This is a genomic window from Methylobacterium sp. ap11 (genome assembly GCF_900110515.1).
Classification (GTDB): domain Bacteria; phylum Pseudomonadota; class Alphaproteobacteria; order Rhizobiales; family Beijerinckiaceae; genus Methylobacterium; species Methylobacterium ajmalii.
This window is the reverse complement of the sequence record NZ_FOEB01000001.1, coordinates 318,348-343,027: the sequence shown is the minus strand read 5'-3', so window position 1 is coordinate 343,027 and position 24,680 is coordinate 318,348. Positions and strand designations below refer to the sequence as shown.

Annotated in this window: 25 protein-coding genes; 14 read left to right on the top strand and 11 right to left on the bottom strand. The window is 72.1% G+C overall.

Features of this window, described 5'->3' with window-relative positions:
• Positions 1 to 52: 52 nt before the first annotated feature.
• A complete protein-coding gene (locus BMX97_RS01445; protein ID WP_091744676.1) occupies positions 53 to 865 on the top strand; it encodes a pentapeptide repeat-containing protein in 813 nt (270 codons plus the stop codon).
• A gap of 70 nt (positions 866 to 935) precedes the next feature.
• Here BMX97_RS01445 and BMX97_RS01440 read toward each other — a convergent pair whose 3' ends face one another.
• On the bottom strand, positions 936 to 1,370 hold the full coding sequence (locus BMX97_RS01440) for a GlcG/HbpS family heme-binding protein (RefSeq protein ID WP_091744674.1): 435 nt from the start codon (positions 1,368 to 1,370) through the stop codon (positions 936 to 938).
• 655 nt (positions 1,371 to 2,025) lie between these two features.
• Between BMX97_RS01440 and BMX97_RS01435 the strand changes: the two genes are divergently transcribed.
• From BMX97_RS01435 to BMX97_RS01405, 7 genes are all read left to right on the top strand, one after another.
• Positions 2,026 to 2,442, top strand: a complete 417-nt coding sequence (locus tag BMX97_RS01435; protein WP_091744673.1) for an ester cyclase — start codon at positions 2,026 to 2,028, stop codon at positions 2,440 to 2,442.
• Between the two features lie 32 nt (positions 2,443 to 2,474).
• Positions 2,475 to 3,407 (top strand): glutathione S-transferase family protein, encoded by a 933-nt coding sequence (locus BMX97_RS01430; protein WP_091744671.1) that lies wholly within the window; start codon positions 2,475 to 2,477, stop codon positions 3,405 to 3,407.
• 138 nt (positions 3,408 to 3,545) lie between these two features.
• Complete coding sequence (locus tag BMX97_RS01425; RefSeq protein WP_060846377.1) at positions 3,546 to 3,998, top strand: hypothetical protein; 453 nt, start codon at positions 3,546 to 3,548, stop codon at positions 3,996 to 3,998.
• Between the two features lie 245 nt (positions 3,999 to 4,243).
• The gene (locus tag BMX97_RS01420) at positions 4,244 to 4,711 is read left to right on the top strand and encodes a 4-aminobutyrate aminotransferase (protein WP_091744669.1); all 468 of its coding nucleotides are present in this window, start codon (positions 4,244 to 4,246) and stop codon (positions 4,709 to 4,711) included.
• 346 nt (positions 4,712 to 5,057) lie between these two features.
• A complete protein-coding gene (locus BMX97_RS01415; RefSeq protein ID WP_091744667.1) occupies positions 5,058 to 7,010 on the top strand; it encodes a PrkA family serine protein kinase in 1,953 nt (650 codons plus the stop codon).
• A 120-nt stretch (positions 7,011 to 7,130) separates the two neighbouring features.
• A complete protein-coding gene (locus BMX97_RS01410) occupies positions 7,131 to 8,447 on the top strand; it encodes a YeaH/YhbH family protein (protein ID WP_091744665.1) in 1,317 nt (438 codons plus the stop codon).
• A 103-nt stretch (positions 8,448 to 8,550) separates the two neighbouring features.
• Positions 8,551 to 10,131 (top strand): SpoVR family protein, encoded by a 1,581-nt coding sequence (locus BMX97_RS01405; protein WP_091744663.1) that lies wholly within the window; start codon positions 8,551 to 8,553, stop codon positions 10,129 to 10,131.
• A gap of 21 nt (positions 10,132 to 10,152) precedes the next feature.
• On the opposite strand, the gene BMX97_RS01400 is transcribed toward BMX97_RS01405, so the two are convergent.
• A complete protein-coding gene (locus BMX97_RS01400; protein ID WP_244538220.1) occupies positions 10,153 to 11,046 on the bottom strand; it encodes a LysR family transcriptional regulator in 894 nt (297 codons plus the stop codon).
• Positions 11,047 to 11,163: 117 nt separating this feature from the next.
• Here BMX97_RS01400 and wrbA point away from each other — a divergent pair, with 117 nt between their 5' ends.
• Positions 11,164 to 11,763: an NAD(P)H:quinone oxidoreductase gene (gene wrbA / locus BMX97_RS01395; protein WP_091745095.1), complete on the top strand. Its 600-nt coding sequence runs from the start codon at positions 11,164 to 11,166 to the stop codon at positions 11,761 to 11,763.
• A gap of 146 nt (positions 11,764 to 11,909) precedes the next feature.
• Here the strand turns inward: wrbA and BMX97_RS01390 are convergent, their stop codons facing one another.
• Positions 11,910 to 12,923, bottom strand: coding sequence for an L-threonylcarbamoyladenylate synthase (locus tag BMX97_RS01390; protein WP_091744661.1), 1,014 nt, complete (start codon positions 12,921 to 12,923; stop codon positions 11,910 to 11,912).
• A 122-nt stretch (positions 12,924 to 13,045) separates the two neighbouring features.
• Between BMX97_RS01390 and BMX97_RS01385 the strand changes: the two genes are divergently transcribed.
• The 3 genes from BMX97_RS01385 to BMX97_RS01375 all read left to right on the top strand — a co-directional run bounded on the left by BMX97_RS01385 (position 13,046) and on the right by BMX97_RS01375 (position 16,685).
• Positions 13,046 to 14,815: an acyl-CoA dehydrogenase family protein gene (locus BMX97_RS01385; RefSeq protein ID WP_091744659.1), complete on the top strand. Its 1,770-nt coding sequence runs from the start codon at positions 13,046 to 13,048 to the stop codon at positions 14,813 to 14,815.
• Between the two features lie 251 nt (positions 14,816 to 15,066).
• Positions 15,067 to 15,825 carry an enoyl-CoA hydratase-related protein gene (locus BMX97_RS01380; RefSeq protein WP_091744657.1) on the top strand — a complete coding sequence of 253 codons (759 nt, stop codon included), beginning with the start codon at positions 15,067 to 15,069 and terminating at the stop codon, positions 15,823 to 15,825.
• Positions 15,822 to 16,685, top strand: coding sequence for an SDR family NAD(P)-dependent oxidoreductase (locus BMX97_RS01375; protein ID WP_091744655.1), 864 nt, complete (start codon positions 15,822 to 15,824; stop codon positions 16,683 to 16,685). Before BMX97_RS01380 ends, BMX97_RS01375 begins: the two co-directional genes overlap by 4 nt.
• On the opposite strand, the gene deoC is transcribed toward BMX97_RS01375, so the two are convergent.
• A complete protein-coding gene (gene deoC, locus BMX97_RS01370; RefSeq protein WP_091744653.1) occupies positions 16,679 to 17,350 on the bottom strand; it encodes a deoxyribose-phosphate aldolase in 672 nt (223 codons plus the stop codon). The genes BMX97_RS01375 and deoC overlap by 7 nt on opposite strands.
• An 88-nt stretch (positions 17,351 to 17,438) precedes the next feature.
• Complete coding sequence (locus tag BMX97_RS01365) at positions 17,439 to 17,702, bottom strand: hypothetical protein (RefSeq protein WP_091744651.1); 264 nt, start codon at positions 17,700 to 17,702, stop codon at positions 17,439 to 17,441.
• Positions 17,703 to 17,877: 175 nt separating this feature from the next.
• Between BMX97_RS01365 and BMX97_RS01360 the strand changes: the two genes are divergently transcribed.
• Entirely contained in the window at positions 17,878 to 18,642 is a 765-nt protein-coding gene (locus tag BMX97_RS01360) for an FkbM family methyltransferase (protein ID WP_091744649.1), read from the top strand.
• 69 nt (positions 18,643 to 18,711) lie between these two features.
• Positions 18,712 to 18,918: a hypothetical protein gene (locus BMX97_RS01355; RefSeq protein WP_091744647.1), complete on the top strand. Its 207-nt coding sequence runs from the start codon at positions 18,712 to 18,714 to the stop codon at positions 18,916 to 18,918.
• A gap of 43 nt (positions 18,919 to 18,961) precedes the next feature.
• Here BMX97_RS01355 and BMX97_RS01350 read toward each other — a convergent pair whose 3' ends face one another.
• The 6 genes from BMX97_RS01350 to BMX97_RS01325 all read right to left on the bottom strand — a co-directional run bounded on the left by BMX97_RS01350 (position 18,962) and on the right by BMX97_RS01325 (position 24,680).
• Entirely contained in the window at positions 18,962 to 19,195 is a 234-nt protein-coding gene (locus tag BMX97_RS01350) for a hypothetical protein (RefSeq protein ID WP_091744645.1), read from the bottom strand.
• A gap of 257 nt (positions 19,196 to 19,452) precedes the next feature.
• Positions 19,453 to 19,686, bottom strand: coding sequence for a hypothetical protein (locus BMX97_RS01345; RefSeq protein WP_091745093.1), 234 nt, complete (start codon positions 19,684 to 19,686; stop codon positions 19,453 to 19,455).
• A gap of 159 nt (positions 19,687 to 19,845) precedes the next feature.
• The gene (prfH, locus tag BMX97_RS01340) at positions 19,846 to 20,493 is read right to left on the bottom strand and encodes a peptide chain release factor H (protein WP_091744643.1); all 648 of its coding nucleotides are present in this window, start codon (positions 20,491 to 20,493) and stop codon (positions 19,846 to 19,848) included.
• Position 20,494: 1 nt separating this feature from the next.
• Complete coding sequence (locus BMX97_RS01335) at positions 20,495 to 21,712, bottom strand: RNA ligase RtcB family protein (protein ID WP_091744641.1); 1,218 nt, start codon at positions 21,710 to 21,712, stop codon at positions 20,495 to 20,497.
• A 258-nt stretch (positions 21,713 to 21,970) separates the two neighbouring features.
• Entirely contained in the window at positions 21,971 to 22,912 is a 942-nt protein-coding gene (locus BMX97_RS01330; RefSeq protein ID WP_091744638.1) for a 2-hydroxyacid dehydrogenase, read from the bottom strand.
• 148 nt (positions 22,913 to 23,060) lie between these two features.
• Complete coding sequence (locus BMX97_RS01325) at positions 23,061 to 24,680, bottom strand: ABC transporter ATP-binding protein (RefSeq protein ID WP_091744636.1); 1,620 nt, start codon at positions 24,678 to 24,680, stop codon at positions 23,061 to 23,063.

Here is a 24,680-nt window from a genome sequence, read left to right as displayed (position 1 = left end):
GCCCGCCAACGATCGGCCGCCGGGCGATCCGGGCCGGCCCAGGGAGGGAACCATGCGACGCCTCGCCCCGATGGCGATTCCCGCCGCCGTCCTGGCGGTCCTCGCCGCCGGCCCGGCCCCCGCCGAGCAGGACATGCTGCTGGGCGCCGACATGGCCTCCCCGGCGATGACGAAGGCGGAGATGAGCCGCGCCGACGTCGAGGCGCTGATCGCCCGCGCCGCCGGCCGGCCCGTCGACCTCTCCGACCGGGCGCTGTCGGGCCTCGACCTCTCGGGCCTCGACCTGCGGGGGGCGAACCTCCGGACCGCCCGGCTCAACGCGGCCGACCTGCGCGGCACCGACCTCACCGGCGCCAACCTGGAGCAGGCCTGGATCATCAAGGCCGACCTCACCGGCGCGAAGCTCGCCGGCGCCCGGATGTTCGGGGTCACCGCCCGGGGGGCGAACCTGACCGGGGCCGACCTCAGCCGCGCCATCCCGATCGGCGACTTTCGCGGCGCGACCATGCGGGGGGCGTCCCTCGTCGGCCTGCGCGGCGGGGCGGATCTGCGCAACCAGTCCATGGGCCTGATGCGGGCGGTGTTCGTCTCGGTGAACCTCGCCGGCGCGAACCTGACCGGGGCCGATCTCGGCCGCGCCCGCCTCGACTTCGCGAACCTGACGGGGGCCGACCTCACCGACGTGGCGCTGACCGGCGCTGATCTGTCGGGCGCCGACCTCACCGGCGCGACCGTGGCGGGGGCCGACTTCCGCAGCGCCGATGTCGGCGGGGCGCGGCTCGTCGACCTCAAGGGCCAGGATCGCGCCCGGGACTGGGCGCAGCGCGTCAACGGCGACCGCGCCGTGGTCCGGCGGGCCGAGTGACCCGTCCTGGGAGAGGGCCGCGCGGCGCGAAGCCCGGCCGCCCTCGCTCGGGCTGCGCCGGGAGCGGCGCTCAGGTGCGCCAGGGATGCTCCGGCAGCTCGGTGTCGCCGATCGCCCGGGCGCCGGCGAGCGCCACCGCGTCGTCGTTCTCGACCGACGAGCCCGAGACGCCGATGGCGCCGGACATCTCGCCGCTCCCGTCGACGATCGGGATGCCGCCCGGAAAGGTGATGAGCCCGTCGTTCGAGTGCTCGATGCCGTAGAGCGGCCCGCCGGGCTGCGAGAGGCCGCCGATCGCCCCGGTCTTCATGCCGAAGAACACCGCGGTCCTCGCCTTCTTCTGCGCGATGTCGATCGAGCCCACCCAGGCGCCGTCCATCCGGTGGAACGCCTTCAGGTTGCCGCCCGAATCGACGACGGCGATGCACATCTGCGTGCCGAGCGCGACCGCCTTCTCCCGGGCGGCACGGATGGCGGTCTCGGCCTGCTCGATCGTTACATGCATTCGCGTCTCTCCCGGAGGCTATCGATCCCGGACGGGATCGATGTCGCGCTCGACCGATGAGCGAATGTGACGATGATCCCGCCGATGTCAGCCTGGACCTTGGTCGGCGCGACCGCGCCGGCCCCGTCGAGACGGATGGAAGACTTGAACGCACCGGGCTTTCCTCATCCGGTCGGGGCGGGCCGGCTCGGGACGTCATTGCCCACGGGGTGTCTTTGGGCACGCGCGTTCATCGGCGCGGCACATCCGGGATGGCAGGGGGCGATCCGGCCGTGATGGTCGCGGGGAGAGTGCCTGGAAGGTCTCGGGAGACATCGCCACCGGGTGCAGCCGCGGCCCGAACGGCGTCGCGGCCGCGCCCGTTGCCGGTGGGGCGGCGACCCCGAGCCGGCAAGCCGGGCAGGTCGCGCACAGGCGCCGGTGCCGCGCGACCACCGGGCGGCCCTCGTTTCGGCATGAGGCGGAGCGACCGCACCGCCGCCTGAGCCCACCAGCGAGCAGGCCGACACCCGCTGGGCAATGAAGCTCGTTCGATGGACCCTCCGGGAAACGTCAAACTGCCGCCGCCACGCTGGCAAAGCCGGGGGTCTTCCTATTTTCGATGAAGAGCGAAGCGGCAGATCCGCGAAGCCGCGCGCCTCGAGGGAGGGATTCGATGTCGACCGACGCCAACAAGGATCTGGCGCGCGCCTATTTCGCCGCCTTCCTCGCCCGCGACGAGGCCTGGTGGCAGCGCCACATCGCCCCCGACTTTGTCCGCCACGATCCCGGCCTCGATTTCGCGGTGCGCGGCCCCGAGGGCGTGCGCCGGCTCGGCGAGGTGCTGCATGGCGGCGTCACCGGGATGGCCCTGCCGATCGACGAGGTGATCGCCGAGGGCGACAAGGTGCTGGTGCGGCTGCGCTTCCAGGGTCGCCATACCGGCGGCCTGATGGGGCTGGCTCCCAGCGGCCACGCGATCGACATCGCCGTGATGGACCTGTTTCGCATCGTCGACGGACGCCTGGTCGAGCATTGGGCGCTGCTCGACAATCTCGGCCTCCTGAAGCAGGTCGGCGCCCTCCCGGCCTGATCCTCTCCACACCGCCCGCCGGGAGCTTCCGCATGTCCGCGCCGCAGATCGTCCTGCACCACTACGCCTTCTCGCCCTACGCGGAGAAAATCCGCCTCGCCCTCGGCCTGAAGGGCCTCGACTGGGGCTCCGTCGACATCGCGATGATGCCGCCGCGTCCGCTGCTCGACCCGCTCACCGGCGGCTACCGGCGCGTGCCGGTGCTGCAGGTCGGGGCCGACGTCTACTGCGACACCCACGCGATCCTGCCCGCCCTCGAACGGCTTCATCCGGAGCCGAGCCTGTATCCGGGCCTCGCCCCGGCGCTCGCCGAGGGCCTGACCTTCGGCCTGGAGCGCGACCTCTGGCTCGCGGCGATCGGCGTCACGGTGCATTTCGCCGGCGACCTGCCCGCGCCCTTCCTGCGCGACCGGAAGGACGATTACCTCTACGTCGACATCGGCCACGCGGCGATGGAGCCGGATTTCCCCCGCAACGCCCAGCGGGTCGCGGCCTGGACCGGGTGGCTCGCCGAGGCCCTGTCGGACGGGCGCCGCTTCCTCGGCGGCGACCGGGCCGGCGTCGTGGACCTCGCGCATTACCACCTGCTCTGGCTGATGCGCGGTGGCGAGCGGGCGGAGGCGGTCGACCGACTCCTCGGCCTCGCGCCGCTCCACGGCTGGATCGCGCGGGTCGGGGCCCTCGGACACGGCCGCCCGACGCCGATGAGCGCCGAGGCGGCGCTCGATGCCGCGCGCGACGCCGAGCCCGCCCCGGTCGAGCCGGTGAACGCGGTGCCGGAGCTGATCGCCGCCGCCCCCGGCGACACCGTGACGGTCACGCCGGACGACTTCGCCCGCGTGCCGGTCGAGGGCCGGCTCGTGGCCGTCGATGCGGGCCGCATCGTCATCCGCCGCGACGAGGCCCGGGTGGGGGCGCTGCACCTGCACTTCCCGCGGGCCGGGTTCACGGTCGCGAAGGGCTGACGCTCCGGACCGGGCGGGGCGGGGCGGGGCGCAGCCGGCGGGCATCCCGGCGCCCGCCCGGTTGCCCCCATGCGGGCGGCCCCCGGTCTTTTTCTCGTTCGTGACAGAACCGATCGGCCGGCGCCGCGTTACGCGGCCATGGCCGACCCTCGCCGCCAGGCTTCCCCGACCACCGAGCTGATCACCCGGCTGATGCGCGTCGTGCGCACCTGCCCGGAGGCGACGGCGGACATCCTCGAACTCGTCCTGCTGGTGAGCCAGATCGAGGCGATCCCGGTGGTCGACCGCGACTATCGCGACGCCAAGCGGGTGATCGCGCGGCTGCGCAACCCGCTCTGGGACATGACGCCGGACCAGCGCCGGGTGCTGAAACAGGCCTCCGACACGATCCGCGACGCCTGCCGCCTGCGCGAGAGCGATATCCCGTCAGACCCGATCGGCGATGCCGGCGAACGCGCAAGAATCGAGCGCGGCCTCGCCTCGGCCCTTGCCGGCGAGTTCACCCCGGCGCAGATCGCCCGGGTGACCGGCGCGACCCTGGCGGTGCTCCAGGCCGCGACGGGCGACGGATCCGAGGAGGGGACGGGATGATCGGCGACTATCCGGTCGAGGGACGGGGATACTGGATCTGGCTCGGCGGCGTCGCCCTGCTCGGGCTGTTCAATCTGTTCGTGATGCTGGTCCTGCACTGAGGCTCCGGCCCTGGCGGCGCAGGTTTCGGGCGTGTTTCCGTCCGGAGGGCGGTTTCCTCCGCGGAACCCGCCCGGCGGGCCTCGACGGCGACCGGCCCGCTCCCCACATGCGGCCGGCATATCCCTCGGAGAGCTTGAGAGCCCATGACCAGCCCCTTCCGCCCGACCCTGGCCCTTGCCGTCCTGATGGCCGCCGGGCCCGTGCTGGCTGCCGGCCCCGCATTGGCGCAAGCCGCCAAGGTCCGCGAGCACTCCGTCGCCTCCGGCAAGCAGGTCCGGCTCGTGATGGTGCCCAACCTGAAGAAGGATTGCTCGCTCGGGCCCCAGCCCGAGCTGAAGGTGACGAGCCCGCCGAAGAACGGCGCCCTGATCCAGCGCGCCGGCAAGGTGAAGACCCCCGCCACCTACCGCTGCCCGAACGCCGACGCCAACGTCCAGGCCCTGTTCTACGAGAGCAAGGCCGGCTTCACCGGCACCGACGAGGTCACGGTCGAGATCAAGGGCACGGACGGCAACGTCAGCACCCAGACGATCAAGCTGACGGTAGGCGGCAAGGATGCGCCGAAGGACGGGGCCAAGGACGGCGCCAAGAAGGACACCACCGACCTCTGACGGCCGGCTCCGCGCCGAAGGACCGAAACGAATCCGGAACGCCGCCCTCGCGGGCGGCGTTCCCCTCACGTCCCGCGGAGCGCCTGACGGCGCCCTGGGGGGTGTGGAAAAACTGGAACAGGCGTGTCCTTTACGGCACAGGCCCGGTCGATGCCCGGCTTTCGCATTGGCAGGCTTGCGACTTTCCCGTTCGTCAGGGCCGGCGCCTTGCCCGCAGCCGGCCTGCATACAGCGTTCCCGCCGCCTCCGCACCCCTCCCTGCGTCGCCGCGCTGCGACAAACATGGGGATATCGATTGCATCCGAGGCGGGACAGGATGATCCTGGCGATGTCGTGAGGGTCCGGAATGCCAATGCCGTCAGCGAGCGACCTCTTTCAAACTTTCGCACGCAGCTACGAGTCCCGCCGGGACTCCGAGATGACGCTCTCCGAGTATCTCGAAGCCTGCCGTGACAACCCCTTGATGTACGCGAGTGCGCCCGAGCGTATCCTCGATGCGATCGGCAAACCCGAGTTCATCGACACTGCGCGCGACCAGCGCCTGGGCCGGATCTTCATGAACCGGACCATCCGTACCTATCCTGCCTTCTCCGAATTCTACGGCATGGAGGAGACGATCGAGCGCATCGTCTCGTTCTTCCGCCATGCCGCGCAGGGGTTGGAGGAGCGCAAGCAGATCCTCTACCTGCTGGGTCCCGTGGGCGGCGGCAAGTCGTCGCTGGCCGAGCGGCTCAAGGCCCTGATGGAGGTGCACCCGATCTACGTGCTCAAGGCCGGCAACGAGATGAGCCCGGTCTTCGAGAGCCCGCTGGTGCTGTTCGACCCCGAGACGATGGGGCCGATGCTGGAGGAACGCTACGGCGTGCCCCGCCGGCGCCTGACCGGGCTGATGAGCCCGTGGTGCCTCAAGCGCCTCGACGAGTTCGGCGGCGACCTCTCGAAGTTCCGGGTCGTCAAGGTCAACCCGTCGCGCCTGCGCCAGATCGGCATCGCCAAGACCGAGCCGGGCGACGAGAACAACCAGGACATCTCGTCCCTCGTCGGCAAGGTCGACATCCGCAAGCTCGAGACCCTGAGCCAGGCCGATCCCGACGCCTATTCCTATTCGGGCGGCCTCAACCGGGCGAACCAGGGCATCCTCGAATTCGTCGAGATGTTCAAGGCGCCGATCAAGATGCTGCACCCCCTGCTCACCGCGACGCAGGAGGGCAACTACGTCGGCACCGAGAACATCGGCGCGATTCCCTTCACCGGCATCATCCTCGCCCACTCGAACGAGGCCGAGTGGCAGAGCTTCAAGACCAACAAGAACAACGAAGCCTTCATCGACCGCATCTACGTCATCAAGGTGCCGTACTGCCTGCGGGTGACAGAGGAGCAGCGGATCTACGAGAAGCTGGTCTCGGGCTCCGAACTCGCCGCCGCCCGCTGCGCGCCCGGCACCCTGGAGATGCTGGCCCGGTTCTCGGTGCTCTCGCGCCTGCGCGAGCACGCGAACTCGAACGTCTTCTCCAAGATGCGGGTCTATGACGGCGAGTCCCTGCGCGAGGTCGATCCCCGCGCCCGCTCGATGCAGGAATACAAGGACACCGCTGGCGTCGACGAGGGCATGGACGGGATCTCGACCCGCTTCGCCTTCAAGGTGATGGCCGCCACCTTCAACCACGACACCACCGAGGTCTCGGCCGACCCGGTCCACCTGATGTACGTCCTCGAGCAGTCGCTGCGTCGTGAGCAGCTGCCGCCCGAGACCGAGAAGCGCTACCTCGAGTTCATCAAGGGCGAGCTGGCGCCGCGCTACGCCGAGTTCATCGGCCACGAGATCCAGAAGGCCTATCTCGAATCGTACCACGATTACGGCCAGAACCTGTTCGACCGCTACATCGACTACGCCGACGCCTGGATCGAGGACCAGGACTTCAAGGACCCGGAGACCGGGCAGTTGCTCAACCGCGAGCTGCTGAACCAGGAGCTCACCAAGATCGAGAAGCCGGCGGGCATCGCCAACCCGAAGGACTTCCGCAACGAGGTGGTGAAGTTCGCCCTGCGCTCGCGGGCCCAGCACGGCGGGCGCAACCCGTCCTGGACCTCCTACGAGAAGATCCGCGAGGTGATCGAGCGGCGGATGTTCAGCCAGGTCGAGGAGCTCTTGCCGGTGATCTCCTTCGGCTCGAAGAAGGACAGCGAGACCGAGAAGAAGCACGGCGAGTTCGTCGAGCGGATGAAGGACCGCGGCTATACCGAGCGCCAGGTCCGGCGCCTCGTCGAGTGGTACATGCGCGTCAAGCAGGCGGGCTGAGCCCGGACGGATCCGCGGGCGGCATCGGGCCCGCGGATCCCACTCCCTCGGATCACCCGCTCGCCGTAGCGGGACCGAGCCGGAAACGACAGGATGGCGTGATCGGAGAGCGCGAAGCGGATGCACATCATCGATCGACGCCTCAATCCCGGCGGCAAGAGCCTGGCGAACCGGCAGCGCTTCCTGCGCCGGGTCCGCGACGTGGCCCAGCGCGCCGTGCGCGAGGCGGCCCGGGAGAAGGACATCAAGGATCTCGGCAAGGACGGTCACGTCACCGTTCCGGTGGACGGCGTGCGGGAGCCGAAATTCACCCGCAACCCCTCGACCGGGGTGCAGGACCACATCCTGCCCGGCAACAAGACCTACATCGAGGGCGACCTGATCGAGCGCCCGCCGGGCGGCGGCGGGGGAGGAGGCGGCAGCGGCGAGGCCGGCGACGGCGGGGCGGACGGCGAGGATTCGTTCCGCTTCGTCCTGACCCGCGAGGAGTTCCTGGAGCTCTTCCTCGAGGACCTCGAACTGCCCGACCTCGCCAAGCGCCGCCTCGCAGTGGTCGAGACCGCGACCCTGCGGCGGGCCGGCTACACCGTGTCCGGCTCGCCCGCCAACCTCTCGATCGGCCGGACCCTGCGCAACTCGCTGTCGCGGCGCATCGCCCTCAAGCGGCCGAAGGCGGCCGAGACGGCGACCCTGGAGGAGGAGATCCGCGCGCTCGAGGAGAGCGAGCCCGACGCCGCGGTCCTCGACGAACTGCGGGCGGAGCTGGAGCGCCTGCGCACCCGCTCGCAGCGCATCCCCTACGTCGACCCGATCGACCTGCGCTACCGACGCTTCGAGCCGTATCCGCGGCCCGTCGCCCAGGCGGTGATGTTCTGCCTGATGGACGTCTCGGGCTCGATGACCGAGCACATGAAGGACCTCGCGAAGCGGTTCTACATCCTGCTGCACATCTTCCTGACCCGGCGCTACAAGCACGTCGAGATCGTCTTCATCCGCCACACCGACCACGCCAAGGAGGTCGACGAGGAGACGTTCTTCGGCTCGCGCGAGACCGGCGGCACGCTGGTCTCCTCGGCGCTGGTCGAGATGAAGCGGATCATCGCCGAGCGCTACAGCCCGGACGACTGGAACATCTACGCCGCCCAGGCGTCGGACGGCGACAACGTGTCGAGCGACGGCGCCACCTCGCAGGACCTCCTGCGCTCGGCGATCCTGCCGGCCTGCCAGTACTTCGCCTACCTGGAGGTCGGCGACGAGGGCGGGCCGCGGGCGGGCTTCGTCGAGCACCGCACCACGTTGTGGCGCACCTACGAGCCGGTGGCGAAGACCAACTCGGTGCTGGCGATGCGCAAGGTCAACCACCGCCGCGACATCTACCCGGTCTTCCGCGAGCTCTTTTCGCGCAACAAGGCCGGCCAGGAGGCTGCGGCGCCCTGACGGCCGTGACGACGGCGCGGCCCAGCCCCGGGCCGCGCCCGCTTGAACGACGATCCGCATCCCGCCGCGGGATGGTTTCAGGTACCGGGAGGTTCGACGCCCGATGAGTTCCGCCACCTTCGGCACGCGGCCCGCGAGCCCGGCCGTCATCGCCAGGACCGCCCCGCTCTTCACCGGCAACGACTGGGACTTCGACACCATCCGGCGCATCCACGACGCCTGCGAGGCGATCGCCGGGCCGGAGCTGGGCCTGAGCTGGTACCCCAACCAGATCGAGATCATCACCGCCGAGCAGATGCTCGACGCCTACGCGTCGATCGGCATGCCCCTGTTCTACAAGCACTGGTCGTTCGGAAAGCACTTCGCCCAGCACGAGGCCGGCTATCGCCGCGGCCTGATGGGGCTGGCCTACGAGATCGTCATCAACTCCGATCCGTGCATCTCCTACATCATGGAGGAGAACACGGCGACGATGCAGACGCTGGTCATCGCGCATGCCGCCTTCGGCCACAACCATTTCTTCAAGAACAACTACCTCTTCCGGCAGTGGACCGACGCCGAGGGCATCCTCGACTACCTGGACTTCGCCAAGACCTTCATCACCCGGTGCGAGGAGCGCTACGGCCACGCCGCCGTCGAGTCGGTGCTGGACGCCGCCCACGCCCTGATGAACCAGGGCGTCCATCGCTACCCGCGCAAGAAGCGCCCCGACCTCTCCTCCGAGCAGCGCCGCGAGCGCGAGCGGCAGGAGCACCAGGAGCGGATGTACAACGACCTCTGGCGCACCCTGCCGGCCAAGAGCCCGACCGGCAAGCCGGACCCGAACGCCGAGCGGCGCCGGGCGCTCCTGGAATTGCCGCAGGAGAACATCCTGTACTTCCTGGAGAAGGCGGCGCCGCGGCTCCAGCCCTGGCAGCGCGAGATCCTGCGCATCGTCCGCCACGTGGCGCAGTATTTCTATCCCCAGCGCCAGACCAAGGTGATGAACGAGGGCTGCGCCACCTACAACCACTACCGGATCATGACCCGGCTGTCCGAGACCGGGCAGATCGACGAGGCGGCCTACCTCGAGTTCCTGCAGTCGCACACCAACGTCATCCGCCAGCCGAACTACGACGACCGGAGCTACGGCGGCCACAACCCCTACGCCATCGGCTTTGCCATGATGACGGACATCGCCCGCATCTGCACCGAGCCGACCGAGGAGGACCGGGCCTGGTTCCCCGACATCGCCGGCAGCGGCGATGCGATGGGGGTCCTGCGCGACGTCTGGGCGAACTACCGCGACGAGAGCTTCATCGCGCAGTTCCTCAGCCCGCGGCTGATGCGCCAGTTGCGCCTGTTCCACGTCACCGACGATCCCGACAAGCCGGAACTCCGCGTCGAGGCGATTCACGACGAGCGCGGCTACCGCAAGTTGCGGCGGTCCTTCGCGCGGCAATACGACGTCGCCTGGCTCGATCCCGACATCGAGGTGGTCGACGTCGACCTGGAGGGCGACCGCAAGCTGATCCTGCACCACAAGGTGCTCAACCGCGTGCTGCTCAACAAGGACGACGCGAACCGGGTGCTGCAGCACCTCGCCGACCTCTGGGGCTACGACGTGCTGCTGAAGGAGGTCGACACCGCGACCGGCGCGGTGCTGAAGGAGCACACCGCGAGCGCGCGCCCGACCTTCTTCTGATCCACCGAAGACCGAGCCCGGTCACCCGCCCGGCCGGCCGCCCTCGATCAGGTCGCGCTGCCGGGTGAGGGCATCGCCGACGAAGTCCAGGAAGGCGCGCACCCGCGCGGCGCGCCGCAGGTCGGGATGGGTGAGGAGCCACAGGCCGGCCGCCAGTTCCGGCTCGGGCGCGGAGAGCCGCACGAGGCCGGGCCGGGGATCGCCGATGACGCAGGGCAGGGGGCCGATCCCGATGCCGGATTCGACCGCGTCGGCCAGCCCCTGCACCGTATCGAGACGCAGGATCACCCGCTCGGGCGCCGTGCGCTCCTGGACGTAGCGGGCGGCCGCCGCGGCTCCCAGGCGGGGTGCCGGCGAGACCCAGCGCTGCGCGTGGAGCGGCACGGCCCTGTCGAGGTCGGTCCGGCCGTAGAGCGCCCAGGCGATGGTGGCGAGGCGCCGGCCCACCAGGGTGTCGGGGGGGTCGTTGGTGGCGCGCAACGCCACGTCGGCGTCGCGCTTGGCGAGGTTGAGTGCCTGCTCGGACACCACCACGTCGAGGCGCACCTCCGGGCAACGGGCGCAGAACGCCGCGAGGATCGGCGTCAGGAGCCCGGTCAGCAGCGAGGCCGCGGTGGTGACCCGCAGCTCGCCGGCCGGCGTGAGGCCGCAGCTCTCGATCCGCCGGGTGAAGGCGAGCACGTCCTCCTCCATCCGGGCGGCGATCCGCACCATCTCCTCGGCCGCCGGGGTCGGCACGTACCCGGTGCGGTGGCGCTCGAACAGCGGCGTGCGCAGCGACGCCTCGATCTGGCCGAGGCGCCGGAAGGCGGTGGAATGGTTGATGCCGAGGCGCTCGGCGGCCTGGGTCAGGCCGCGCTGGTCGGAGATGGCCTTCACCAGCCGAAAGTCGTCCCAGGCGAGGGGAGCGGTCACGAAAATCTCCCGACCTTGCGCGCCTGCAAGCGCGGGCTTGCAGCATAGGGCATTTCGTCCGCGCCCGCGATCCGCGATGGTCCACCGACGTTCAAGGCAATTCTGGGAGATCACGCGATGGCGAAGGTTCTGGTCCTCTACTACTCGACCTACGGCCATATCGAGCAGATGGCGCAGGCGGTGGCCGAGGGCGCCCGGGAGGCGGGCGCCGAGGTGGCGGTCAAGCGGGTGCCCGAGTTGGTCCCGGAGGAGGTCGCCCGCAACGCGCACTTCAAGCTCGACCAGGCGGCGCCGATCGCCACCGTGGACGAGCTGCCGGGCTACGACGCGATCGTCATCGGCACGCCGACCCGCTTCGGCAACATGGCCTCGCAGATGAAGAACTTCATCGATCAGACCGGCGGCCTGTGGGCCAAGGGGGCGCTGATCGGCAAGGTCGGGTCGGTCTTCACCTCGACGGCCTCGCAGCATGGCGGCCAGGAATCGACGATCCTCAGCGTCCACACCGTGCTCCTGCACCAGGGCATGGTGGTGGTCGGCCTGCCCTACAGCTTCCAGGGCCAGCTCGGCACCGACGAGGTGATGGGCAACTCGCCCTACGGCGCCTCCACCATCGCGGGCGGCGACGGCAGCCGCCAGCCGAGCGCGGTCGAGCTGGAGGGCGCCCGCTTCCAGGGCCGCCACGTCGCCGGCATCGCCGCGAAGCTGGCTGGCTGAGCACCGGTCCGGCCAAAGAAAAAGCCCGGACGGGTCCGGGCTTCGAGGCGGAAGGTCGATGGGGGCTTGAGTGACCTTCTAGACCCCTTCAACGCATCGGCCGGGGGATCGGTTCCGCGGCCGATGCGACTTTTTTCGAGGCGCCGTCAGCGCGGCGCCGCGGCGCGGCCGAGGCGGTCGCGGATCGCCTCGCCGAGACCGTCCGCGGGGATCGGCGCCACCGCGATCACCGCGGGACCGGCGGCGTCGAGCCGGCGCAGGTAGCCAAAGAGGTGGGAGGCCGCCTCCGCGAGGTCGCCGGCCGGGCTGAGGTTGAGCGCCAGGAGCGCCCGGTCGAGCCCGTCCGGCACCGCGGGCCCGAACAGCAGCGCGGCCTCGCCGGACGCGATCTGCGTCGCGTCGAGGCGCATCGCCGCCCGCGGGGCGTAGTGCGACGCGAGGAGCCCGGGCGAGACCGGCGCCGAGCCGGCCGGCGCCGACGGCAGGGCGAGGGGCCGGCCGACCACGGCTTCGATGCTCGCGCGCGGCACGCCGCCCGGGCGCAGCAGCACCGGCGGGCCGTCGAGGCAGGCGACGATGGTCGATTCGACCCCGACCGGGCAGGCGCCGCCGTCGAGGATCGCGGCGATCCGGCCGTCGAGGTCGCCGAGCACGTGGTCGGCCTCGGTCGGGCTCACCCGTCCCGAGCGGTTGGCCGAGGGCGCCGCCACCGGGCAGCCCGCCGCCGCCAGCACGGCGCGAGCGAGCGCGCTTCCCGGCACCCGCAGAGCTACGCTGGGCAGCCCCGCCCGGGCGAGGTCGCAGACGCGTCCACCCGCGGCCGCCGGGACCACCAGGGTCAGCGGCCCGGGCCAGAACGCCTGTGCGAGGCGCAGGGCGTCGGGGCCGAACGCGCCCTCGCGCCGCGCCGCCGCGAGGTCGGGCAGGTGGGCGATCAGCGGGTTGAACCGCGGCCGCTCCTTGGCGGCGTAGATCGCCGCCACCGCCTTGGGGTCGCCGGCATCGGCGCCCAGCCCGTAGACGGTCTCGGTCGGGATCGCGACGAGCCCGCCCGCCCGCAGCAGGGCGCCGGCCTCGGCGATGCCCGCGGCATCGGCGGCGAGGCGGCGGGTCGCCATTGACCCGCGATCATCGTTCACGTCTAAACTGTCTGTCACCATGCCGCCGGCCGTAGCGTCGGGGGCGGCCGCACGTCAAATCCAAAGGGCGGCACCCGGGGGTCCCGTGCGGCGGGCACTCCCGAGGCCGACCGCCCGATCCGCTCCCCGGGGAGGAGCCCTCGATGACCTATCGCGCGCCCGTGGCCGAGATGGCCTTCACCCTCCGGCACGTCGCCGGGCTCGACCGCGCCATCGCGGAGGGCCTGCACGGCGACCTCTCCGACGACCTCGTCGACACCATCCTGGACGAGGCCGGCCGCTTCGCCAACGACGTGGTGGCGCCCCTCAACAAGGTCGGCGACCGCCACGGCACCCCGCTCAAGGACGGCGTCGTCACCATGCCGCCGGGCTACCGCGAGGCCTACCGGGCCTGGACCGAGGGCGGCTGGAACGCGCTCCCGGGCCCGGTCGAGTATGGCGGCCAGGGGCTGCCGATCCTGCTCAACGCCGCCTGCATCGAGATGTGGAACTCCGCCGCGATGGCCTTCGGCCTCGGGCCGCTGCTCACCGCCGGCGGCGTCGAGGCGCTGAGCCGCCACGGCAGCGAGGACTTGCGCTCGCGCTACCTCGAGAAGCTGGTCTCGGGCGAGTGGACCGCCACCATGAACCTGACCGAGCCGCAGGCCGGCTCGGACCTGTCGGTGATGCGCACCCGGGCCGAGCCGGTCGGCGACGGCAGCTTCCGGATCTCGGGCGAGAAGATCTACATCACCTGGGGCGAGCACGACCTCACCGACAACATCGTGCATCTGGTGCTGGCGCGCCTGCCCGACGCGCCTCCCGGCACCCGCGGCATCTCGCTGTTCCTGGTGCCGAAGGTGCTGCCGGACGGCTCGCGCAACGCGCTCAAATGCGCGGGCATCGAGCACAAGCTCGGCATCCACGGCTCGCCGACCTGCACCATGGTGTATGACGGCGCCACCGGCTGGCTCGTCGGCGAGGCCAACCGCGGGCTCGCCTGCATGTTCACGATGATGAACAACGCCCGCCTCGGCGTCGGCCTCCAGGGCGTGGCCATCGCCGAGCGCGCCTACCAGCAGGCCCTGTCCTACGCCCGCGACCGCCGCCAGGGCCGGGCCGCCTCGGCCACCGAGGGCGCGAGCGCGATCATCGAGCATCCCGACGTGCAGCGGATGCTCTTGACCATGAAGGCGCTGACCGGCGCCTCCCGCGGGATCTGCTACCTGACGGCGGAAGCCCTCGACGGCGCCCACCGGGCCCCGGACGAGGCGTCCCGCAAGGCGGCGCAGGCCCGGGCCTCGCTGCTGACCCCCGTCGCCAAGGCGTTCTCGACCGATATCGGCATCGAGGTCGCCTCGCTCGGCATCCAGGTCCATGGCGGCATGGGCTTCGTCGAGGAGACCGGCGCCGCCCAGCACCTGCGCGACGCCCGCATCGCGGCGATCTACGAGGGCACCAACGGCATCCAGGCGATCGACCTCGTCACCCGCAAGCTGCCGCTGGAGAACGGCGCGGTGGTGCGCGGCCAGATCGCCGCGATGCGCCGCGTCGCCGAGCGGGTGCTCAAGGAGGGCGGCCCGGGCTTCGGCCACACCGCCCCGCGCCTGCGCGAGACGATCGAGGCGCTCGACCGGGCAACGGGCTACCTCCTGAAGGCGCTGGGCTCCAACCGGCCCGACGAGGCCCTGGCCGGCGCCACCCCCTACCTGCGCCTGTTCGGCCTGGCGCAGGGCGGCACCTGCCTGGCGCAGGCTGCGCTCGCGGCCCATGCGGCCCTGGGAGCCGGGGAAGGCGATCCGGCGCATCCGGCCCGCATCGCCCTGGCGCGCTTCTTCGCCGAGAACCTCGCCACGGCGAGCCGGGGACTGGAGGAGACGGTGACGGGGGGAGCGGGATTCCTGCAGGATGGGGCATTGGCGCTGGCGGGGTGAGGCGCACACCGCAAGACGAACCTGGCTCTCCCACCCGCAACCTCATCCTGAGGTGTCAGTCCATCAACGATGGACTGACCTCGAAGGAGGGCTCCAGAAGCCTCGGCGCTCTCTGGAGCCCTCCTTCGAGGCTGTGCGATCTTCGATCGCCCAGCACCTCAGGATGAGGTCGTGGATGGGAAGAGTGGATGTTTCCTCAGCCGACGCTGGAAATCTTCCTCAGTGATCCGCGCCTCATTTCCGGAGCCCCCATGACCGACCACGTCCGCATCACCGATGAACCCGGCGGCGTCCGCCTCGTCCAGCTCGTTCGCCCCGAGAAGAAGAACGCCCTCACCGGCACGATGTACGACGCCATGCGGGAGGCGCTGGAGGGCGCCGACCGCGAGGGGTCGGGCGTCGGCGCGGTGGTGTTTGCCGGGTCGGAGGGCGTGTTCACCGCCGGCAACGACATCGTCGACTTCGTCGCCAGGGCGGAAGCCTCCTTCGGCGAGGCGCCGTCGCTGCGCTTCATCCGCCAGCTCGCCGCGACCCGCACCCCGATGGTGGCGGCGGTGGACGGGCTCGCGGTCGGGGTCGGCACCACGCTGACCTATCACTGCGACCTCGTCTACGTCGCCCCCGCCGCGACCTTCCGCATGCCCTTCGTCGATCTCGGCCTGGTGCCGGAGGCGGCCTCCAGCTACCTGCTGCCGCGCCGGGTCGGCCTGGCGAAGGCCACCGAACTGCTGCTGCTGGGCGAGGCCTACGGGGCCGACGAGGCGGTGCGGCTCGGCCTCGCCAACGCGGTCGTGCCGGCGGACGGCCTGCTGGAACACGCGCTGGCGCAGGGCGCCAAGCTCGCGGCCAAGCCCCGCCAGGCGCTCGCCGCCGCCCGCCGGCTGATCCGCGGCGACCATGCGGCGATGCAATCCGCCATGGCGGCGGAGGCCGAGGCGTTCGACGCGGCGCTCCGCTCGCCCGAGGCGCAGGCCGCGTTCCAGCGCTTCCTGTCCCGCGCCCCCCGGTGAGGCCCGCGGGCGTCCCGGACCTGTCCGGAAAGGTCTGCCTCGTCGCCGGCGCCTCGCGCGGGGTCGGCCGGGGCATCGCCCGGGCGCTCGGCGAGGCCGGCGCCACGGTGGTCGTCACGGCGCGTTCCAGCGAGACCGGTGCCCGCACCGACCAGCGCTCGGAGGCCCTGGAGGACACCGCCCGGGAGGTCGACCTCGCGGGCGGGCGCGGCCACCACTACCTGTGCGACCACACCCGCGAGGGCGAGGTCGACGCGATGGTGCGCTGGGTGCTGCGCCGCTTCGGCCGCATCGACGTCGCGGTGTCGAGCGTCTGGGGTGGCAACGAGGGCTATGACGGCGTGCGCTACCCCGACGGCGCCGCCTGGGGCACTGCCTTCTGGCGCCGCGGCCTCGCGCCGCTTCGCCACGGCATGGAGACCGGGCCGCTCGCCGGCCTGCTGCTGGCCCGTGCCGTCGCCCCCGCCATGGTCTCGGCCAGGGGCGGGCTCCTGGCGCTGGTCTCGTTCGGCACCGAGGTCTATCTCGGCGACCTGTTCTACGACCTCGCGAAATCCGCCACCAACCGCCTCGCCCTGGCGATGGCGGCAGAGCTCAAGCCCCACGGCGTCACCGCGCTCGCCCTGGCGCCGGGCCTGGTGCGGACCGAGCGGGTGGTGGAGGCCGGCATGGGCGGCGAGGCCGGCGAGAGCCCGCTCTATGCCGGGCGGGCGCTGGCGGCGCTCGCCGGCGATCCGGCCGTGGCCGAGCGGACCGGACAGGTCGTGCACGTCGCCGATCTCGCGGCCGCCTACGGCTTCACCGACGAGGACGGCAGCCGGCCGGCGCGCTACCGGCCGGACGACGCCTCGCCTCAGTAGCCGTCGCCGGCCGTGCCGGCGGTGACCAGGGCCACGCCCGAACTCGTGCCCAGCCGCGTCGCCCCGGCGGCGACCATGGCGCGGGCGGCCTCCAGGCTGCGCACGCCGCCGGACGCCTTGACGCCGATGCCGTCGCCGACGGTCGCCCGCATCAGGGCGACGTCCGCCACGGTGGCGCCGCCGGTCGAGAAGCCGGTCGAGGTCTTGACGAAATCCGCCCCGGCCTCGACCGCCAGCGTGCAGGCGAGCCGCTTCTGCGCGTCGTCGAGGAGGCAGGTCTCGATGATCACCTTCAGCACCCGGCCCCGGCAGGCGGCCCGGACCGCCGCGATGTCGGCCCGGACCGCGGCGTGGTCCCCGGCCTTCAGGGCGCCGAGCGCGATCACCATGTCGATCTCGGCCGCGCCGCGGGCGACGGCGCCCGCGGCCTCCGCCGCCTTGTCCTGCGGCATCGCGGCGCCGAGAGGAAAGCCGACGACCGAGCAGGGCGCGACGCCGCTGCCGGACAGAATCTCGGCCACCAGCCCGACATGGACCGGGTTGACGCAGACCGCCTTGAAGCGGTGCGCCAGCGCCTCCTCGCACAGGCGCCGCACCTCGGCGGCGGTCGCGTCGGCGCGCAGGAGCGTGTGATCGATCAGGCCGGCCAGTGCGGACGCATCCACGTAAAAATCCCCCCGGTGGCGACCGCGGATCCGCCCGCTCGCCTCCGAAGGGATTCCCACCGCCGCGCGCGGGCCGTCAAGCGGCGCGTCAGCGCGAAGAGGCCCCGCGGATCGCCGCCACCACCGTCTCGACGAAGGCGACGCCCGGCTCGGTGAAGGTGATCTCGTCCTCGCTCAGGGTCGCGAGGCCGCGCGTCTCCACCTCGGCAGCGCCCTCCGGGTCGGCCTGGTGGCCGCTGCCGTCCCGGCGCACCACGGAGCTGATCGGCTGGCCGCTGATCAGGTGGTGGTAGGCCGCGAAGGTGAAGATCGACAGGGCGCGGTCGGACAGGTCGGTGGTCTCGGCAGCCATCGGGTCGGGTCTCTCGCAAGAAGGGGGGACCCTGCAGCGGGGCGGGGTCGTGTCGGCCCACAACGTCCGGTGGTTGCGAAAGTCCCATGGGCCCTGCGGTGCACGGTGCCGCAGCACTAGCGGGGACCGGAACCGTGCTAGGCATCGCGGCAACCACCGCCGTCCCGGAGTGTCGATGACCCGTCTCGTAGGCGCCCGTCCGCGGGGGACTGCCGCCGCCGTCGGCCGCTCGCTGCGGCTCTATCGCGGCGCGGGCGCGCCCCGCGCGGCGATGGACGCGCTCTATGGCCGCTTCGTGCGGCCGGGCGACCTGGTGTTCGATGTCGGCGCCCATGTCGGCGACCGCGTGGCGGCGTTCCGGCGCCTTGGCGCCCGGGTCATCGCCCTCGAGCCGCAGCCGGGGCCGATGCGGGCCCTGCGCCTGCTCCACGGCCGCGATTCCGGCGTGGTGCTGGTCGCGGCGGCGGCAGGCGACGCGCCGGGCGAAGTCGTGCTCCACCTCAACTGCGCCAACCCGACCGTGTCGACGGCCTCGCCGGACTTCATCGCCGAGGCCGCGGGCGCATCCGGCTGGGAGGGGCAGGTCTGGGACGACCGGATCACGGTGCCAGCCACCACCCTCGACCGGCTGGTGGCGGAGCACGGGCGTCCGGCCTTCGCGAAGGTCGACGTCGAGGGGTTCGAGGACCGGGTGCTCGCCGGGCTCTCGCAGCCTCTGCCGGCTTTGTCGTTCGAATTCACCACCATCGCCCGGGCGGTGGCGCTACGCTGCCTCGACCGGCTGGCGGCGCTCGGGCCCTACGGCTTCGACGTTGCGCTCGGCGAGAGCCAGTCCCTGCAGTTCGGCCATCCGGTCGGGCGCGAGGCGATGGCGGAGTATCTCATCGGCGTTCCGGCGGAGGCGAATTCCGGGGATGTCTACGCGGTGATGGCGGCCTGAGGCGACGCCCGATGGGGAAGCCTTCACCTCTGCGGGCGAGGGTCCGACGGCATCGGGAGAGAACGCGACATGGTGGGGCGAATCGGGGCATGCGCGGTGGCGGTCGCGGTCGGCCTCCTTTGCGCCGAGGCTCGGGCCGGCACGCCGGCGGCCGAGGCGCGGATCCAGCGCCAGCTCGACGCGATGACCCGTCACGACCTCTGCGCGCGGGACGATGCGGCGCTGAAGCGGCTGCGGCACCGCCTGTCGCACGGCCTCGCCGGGCCGCGACGCTGACGACGGGCCGGCAGCGGAAGGGCTGCCGGCGCCGATCTCGGACTCAGACGTCCGAGCGCAGGATCTTGGTGATGGCGAGCGGCGGGCGGCCGGACTTCTCGGCGATGTCGCGGTCCTGCTCCTCGATCACCTGACGGATGGCGGCATCGGCGTCCATCTCGAGGGTGGCGGCCCGGGGCACCCGGCGGTTGGAGCGGCGCGATCCGTCCTCGTAATAGACGTCGAACAGGACGTGACCGGTGTCCTGCACCTTCGGCTTCTGCTTCGAACGCAGCATGGTGGTGGTCTCTTCTTGGCGGCGGAGCGCACGGCGAAAGGCGCGGCTGGGTGCCGCGCCGTACCGGGCCCGCACCGCGGGGGGAGGATCGATCGGACGATGGGGGTCCTACGCGCCCGATCCGAGGGGCCCGCCGGCAGGACCGGCCGGCGCGGGGCGCCAGCCACGATATGGGCCCGAACGCCGAAAAGCGCCAGCGCGAAGCGCATGGCGCCGATGCCGCAGAGCGGATTGCGTCGCGGGGAGCGGTCCGGCGCTCAGCCGATATGCATCACCGCCGCCACCGGGGCGGCCGCATTCCGCGTCGTATGGGTCATGGCCCAGATCGACCAGGCCGCGAGGCCCGAGCACGAGAGCAGCACCAGCCCGCGGACGTAGCGGCCGCGGTGGATGTCGCGCACCGCGTAGACCGGCATCAAGGCCGCCTTGGCGAGGTTGCGAAGGGCGAGAACCATCAGGATCGCCAGGAAGGCCGTCATAGTCCCGAACATGCCCATCCCCCTTAACGGCCGATGCACCGTGGCGGAGGTTATCCCCGCAACACGGCGAAACGAAGCCACGCCGTCGCGAAATCGAACCGGTGCGTCTTGCCGACCACAGCAACCTTGCGCGCGGAATGGTTAACGGGCGGTAATCGCCCCGTCGCCGCCTCACCGGACCCGGGCGAAGCCCGGCCCCGCATAGGCGCGCACCGCGCGTCCGCCGCGGTCGGTCACCGCGACGGTCAGGGCCCAGCGCTCCCGCATCCCGGCCCGAACCCCGTCCTCCGCCCGGGCGCGCAGCGCGAGCCCGAGCCGGGCGAGCGCCAGGGTTCGGTTGCGGTGCTGGCTGCGCTCGGTGTCGCAGGTGACGGTCAGCCCGCTCGGCCGGTGGCGCAGGCGCACGGCGCTGTCCGTGGTGTTGACGTGCTGGCCGCCGGCCCCGGAGGCTCGAAACGTGTCCCAGTGCAGGTCCGCCTCCCGGATGCCGAGATCCTCGATCCGCGGCGGCGTGACCCGGGCGACCGAGACGAACCAGTTCTTACGCCCGTGACCCGGCCGGAGCGGGCTCGGGCAGGTCCACTGCACGGTGCCTTCCCAGGACCGGGCCCAGAGATCGATCTTACCGGCCTCGACCTCCCGGCCGTCGAGGCGCAGGAGGGCGGAGAGCAGGCCGGGTTTCCCCGGCACCGTCTCCAGGATCGTGGCGACGAGGCCGGCTTCCCCCGCCTCGCGCACCAGCACGTCGCACAGGCCCGCGACCGCGAGCCGGCATTCGCCGGGCCCGCGTCCGGCGCTGAGTTGCAGCAGCAGCGCCATCTCAGCGCTCTCCGTGCTTGGCGGCGCGGGCGCTGCGGCGCTCGCGCAGGCGGGCCTGCTTGTCGGCCCGGGCCGGGCCGTCGGGATCGAGCGAGCACTTGAAGGTGACGAGCGGGTGCAGCACGGCGACGGTCCGCACCAGCCCGGCCGCCCCCAGGTCGCCGACGACGGAGGCGGCCGGCTTGTAGGCCGGTGCCGCCTCCTCCCACAGCAGGCGCTCGTCGCCGCAGACCACCACGCCGCCATAGGGGTTGCGGGCGAGGTCCTCGCGGCGCAGTCGGCCCTTCAGCTTGGCCTTCGCCTCGTGCCGCCCGAGCTTGCGCCCGGCGCCGTGAGCGAGCGACCACAGGGCGTCGGCCCGGTCCGGGACCGGCTCGACCAGGAGGCTGACGTCGCCGCGCGAACCGGGCACCACCACCGGCCCGCGATCGGCCGGCGCGGCGCCCTTGCGGTGGAGGTGGCAGCGGCAGCCGCCGACCTCCACCGGCGAGACGCCGTTGTGGCAGAGGTCGAGGAGGCAGCGCCCCTCGGCCCCCAGCCCCGTCAGCGCCCGGTGGGCGACGAGGTCGCGGTTGGCCCGGGCCCAGCCCACGGCCGCGTCGTGCGCCGCCAGGTAGGTCTCCGCCTCCGGCGTATCGGCCCGCAGCGGCGAGGCCCCGTGCCGCTCGGCATGGGCCCGCAGGATCGATTCGCCGAAGCCCCGGCTGCCGGTATGGACCAGCAGGGCGAGGCGGGCCGGGTCGAGCCCGATCCGCGCCGCCGCGGCGGGATCGCGGATCTCCGCGACCGTCTGCACCTCCAGGAAGTGGTTGCCGTGCCCGACCGTGCCGAGGGAGGCGTCATAGGCCGTGGGCGAGACGCCGCGCCCGGCGAGCCAGCCGGCGACGTCGCCGTCCCAGGGCCCGTCGAGGCCGTCGAGCCGGGCGGCGATCCGGTGCGGATCGGCCCGGCGCGCGGCGAGGTCGGTCTGCCACAGGGCCATGCCGCAGCCGATGTCGGAGCCGACCAAGACCGGCCGGATCAGCCCCTCCGACAGGAAGGCCGCTCCGACCGGGCCGTTCTTGCCGGGGTGGAGGTCCGGCATGCCGACGGTCTCGCGCATGCCGGGAAGGGCGCCGGTCTCGTCGAGCTGGCGCAGGGCCTCGCCCTCGATCCAGGTCGAGGCGGAGGCGACCACGCGAACGCCGGGGGCGCGCGTGGCGATGATGGAATTGCCCATGAGGGATGTGGATTCCGGGGCTGCGCAAGGCAGCCGAAGACGAGCTTCAGCGAGCGGACGAACCGCCTCGCCGCGTCAGAACGCCGGTCCGCCGCCCATGCGGGGATCCTCGCGTCGTTGCCCCGTCAGAGGACGGGGCGGGCATGGATGGATTCCATGGCTCGCCCTCCGGCCGGGTCCAATCCCGGTCCACGTCTCGATACTACCGTAACGGAAGCGGCGTCGCAATCCGCAGGGCGTCCAGGCTCGCCAGAGCCGTCAATAGCCCCGCGCCGGATTCACCGTGTCCGGCGGCACCCGTCCCGCCCGCACCGCTTCGGCCGCGGCGAGCAGGGTGCGGGCGACGGCCCGGGGGCTCGCCTCGCAGGCCTCGTGCGGGGTGATGCGGATCGCCGGGTGGTCCCAGAACGGATGGGCAGTGGGCAGCGGCTCGGTGGCGAACACGTCGAGGGCCGCACCCGCGAGGTGACCGGAATCGAGCGCCGCCAGGAGATCGGCCTCGACCAGGTGCTCGCCGCGGCCGACCTGGATCAGGAGGCCCCCGGGGCGCAGGCGGGAGAAGAGGCGCGCATCGAGGATGCCGCGCGTCTCCGGCGTCAGCGGCAGCAGGTTCACCAGGATTTCCGTCTCGCCGAGCATCGCCGAGAGCCCGTCGGGCCCGTGGTGGTGGACGACGCCGGGATCGGCGTCTTGCCGGCTGCGGCTCCACGCCCGGACCGGAAAGCCGAGGGCGGCGAGATCGGCGGCGACCCGCCGGCCGATCTTGCCGTAGCCGAGGATGCCGACCGGCACCGCGCCCGCGTCGCGCGGATAGAGCCGGTGCCAGAGCCGGTCGCGCTGGTTTTCGGCATACGCCTGAAAGCGCCGCTGGTGGCCGATGACGTGCCAGAGCACGAAACCCGACATCGCCCGCGCCTGATCGGGATCGACCACCCGCACCACCGGCAGGTCGGGCGGCCGCCCGGGACAGGCGATCAGGTTGTCGACGCCGGCCGCGATCGAGCAAAGGGCCGCGAGGTTGGGGTAGCGCGCCATCGCGTCGGCGGGCGGGCGCCAGGCCAGGGCCAGGCGCACCCGCTCGGGGTGCGGCGCCGGATCGTCCAGGATCTCGACATGATCGGCGATCTCGGCGAGCGCCGGACCGAACAGGCCGCGCAGATCGGTGGTGGTGCTGAGCAGCACGCAGGGAAGGCGGTCCATCGTCGGATCTGTTCAGGCAGAGGTGTGATCGAATTCGGGGAGTGAGTGGAATGTGCCATCCACGACCTCATCCTGAGGTGCGGGCGATCTGCGATCGCCAACGCCTCAGGATGAGGTCGTGGATGGGAAAAGCGGGATCGCGGGCCCCTCACGCTGCCTGCCGCACCCGGCCCGGCACGGCGTCGAGGAGTGCGCGGGTATAGGGATGCTCGGGGTTGGAAAAGAGCGCGCTCGCGGTCTTCAGCTCGACGATCTCGCCCTGGCGCATCACCGCGATCCGGTCGCAGATCTGGGCCGCCACCCGCAGGTCGTGGGTGATGAACAGCATCGACAGGCCGAGCCTCGCCTTCAGGTCCTCGAGCAGCGCCAGCACCTGGGCCTGGACCGAGACGTCGAGGGCCGAAACCGCCTCGTCGGCGACCAGCACCTCGGGTTCGAGTGCGAGCGCCCGGGCGATGCCGATGCGCTGGCGCTGGCCGCCGGAGAATTCGTGGGGGAAGCGATCGAGCGCCCTCTCGTCGAGGCCGACCAGGCCGAGGAGGCGGCGCGCCCGCTCCATCGCCTCGGCGAGCGGCAGCCCGTGCGCCACCGGCCCGTCGGCGATGATGCGCCCGACGCTGCGGCGCGGGTTGAGCGAGGCGAAGGGGTCCTGAAACACCATCTGGATGCGGCTGCGGGCCTGGCGCAGGGCCTCGCCCTTCAACCCCGTCAGGTCGGTCTCGCCCAGCCGCACCCGGCCGGCATCGGGCTCGATCAGGCGCATCACAAGGCGGGCGACCGAGGACTTGCCCGAGCCCGATTCGCCGACGAGGCCGAGCGTCTCGCCGCGATGGAGCGTGAAGGCGACGTCCCGGGCCGCGGCCGTGCGGCGCTTGGCGCGAAACAGGCCGCCGCCGGTGACGTAGGTCTTCTGCAGTCCCGTCACCTCGACCGCCTTCGGGCCTGAGAGGGGAGGCCGGCTCGGCGGGTCCATGGTCGGCACGGCGGCGAGCAGGGTCTTCGTGTAGGCGGCCTGCGGCCGGCCGAGCACGGCGCTCGCCGGTCCCTCCTCCACCACCCGGCCGTGGCGCAGCACCAGCACACGGTCGGCGATCTCGGCGACGACGCCGAAATCGTGGGTGATGAACAGGACCGCCATGTTGCGGCGCTGCTGGAGGTCGCGGATCAGCTTGAGGATCTGGGCTTGCGTGGTCACGTCCAGCGCCGTCGTCGGCTCGTCGGCCACCAGCACGGCGGGTTCGAGCGCCAGCGCCATGGCGATCATCGCCCGCTGGCGCTGCCCGCCGGAGAGCTGGTGGGGATAGGATCGGACGATCTGCCCGGGGTTGGGCAGCCCGACCTCGCCAGCCAGCGCCACCGCGCGGGCGCGGCGTTCCTTGGGCGTCAGCTGGCCGTGAGCCTCGAACATCTCGGCCATCTGGTCGCCGATCCGCATCAGCGGGTTCAACGCCGTCATCGGCTCCTGGAAGATCATGGCGATGCGCCGGCCGCGGGTATCCCGCCAGCCGGCTTCGTCCTGGGCAAGCAGGTCGGTCTCGCCGAGGCGAACGCTGCCGGAGACCGGCCGCACCGCCTTCGGCAGCAGGCCCATCAGGGCGTGGGCGCACATCGACTTGCCCGAGCCCGATTCGCCGACGAGGCACAGGATCTCGCCGGCCACGAGGTCGAACGACACGCCGTCGACGGCGTTCGGCCGGTCGCCGCCCTCGGGGAGGGCGAGGCTCAGATTGCGGACCGAGACGGCGGCGCGGGTCACGTCGGCATCCAT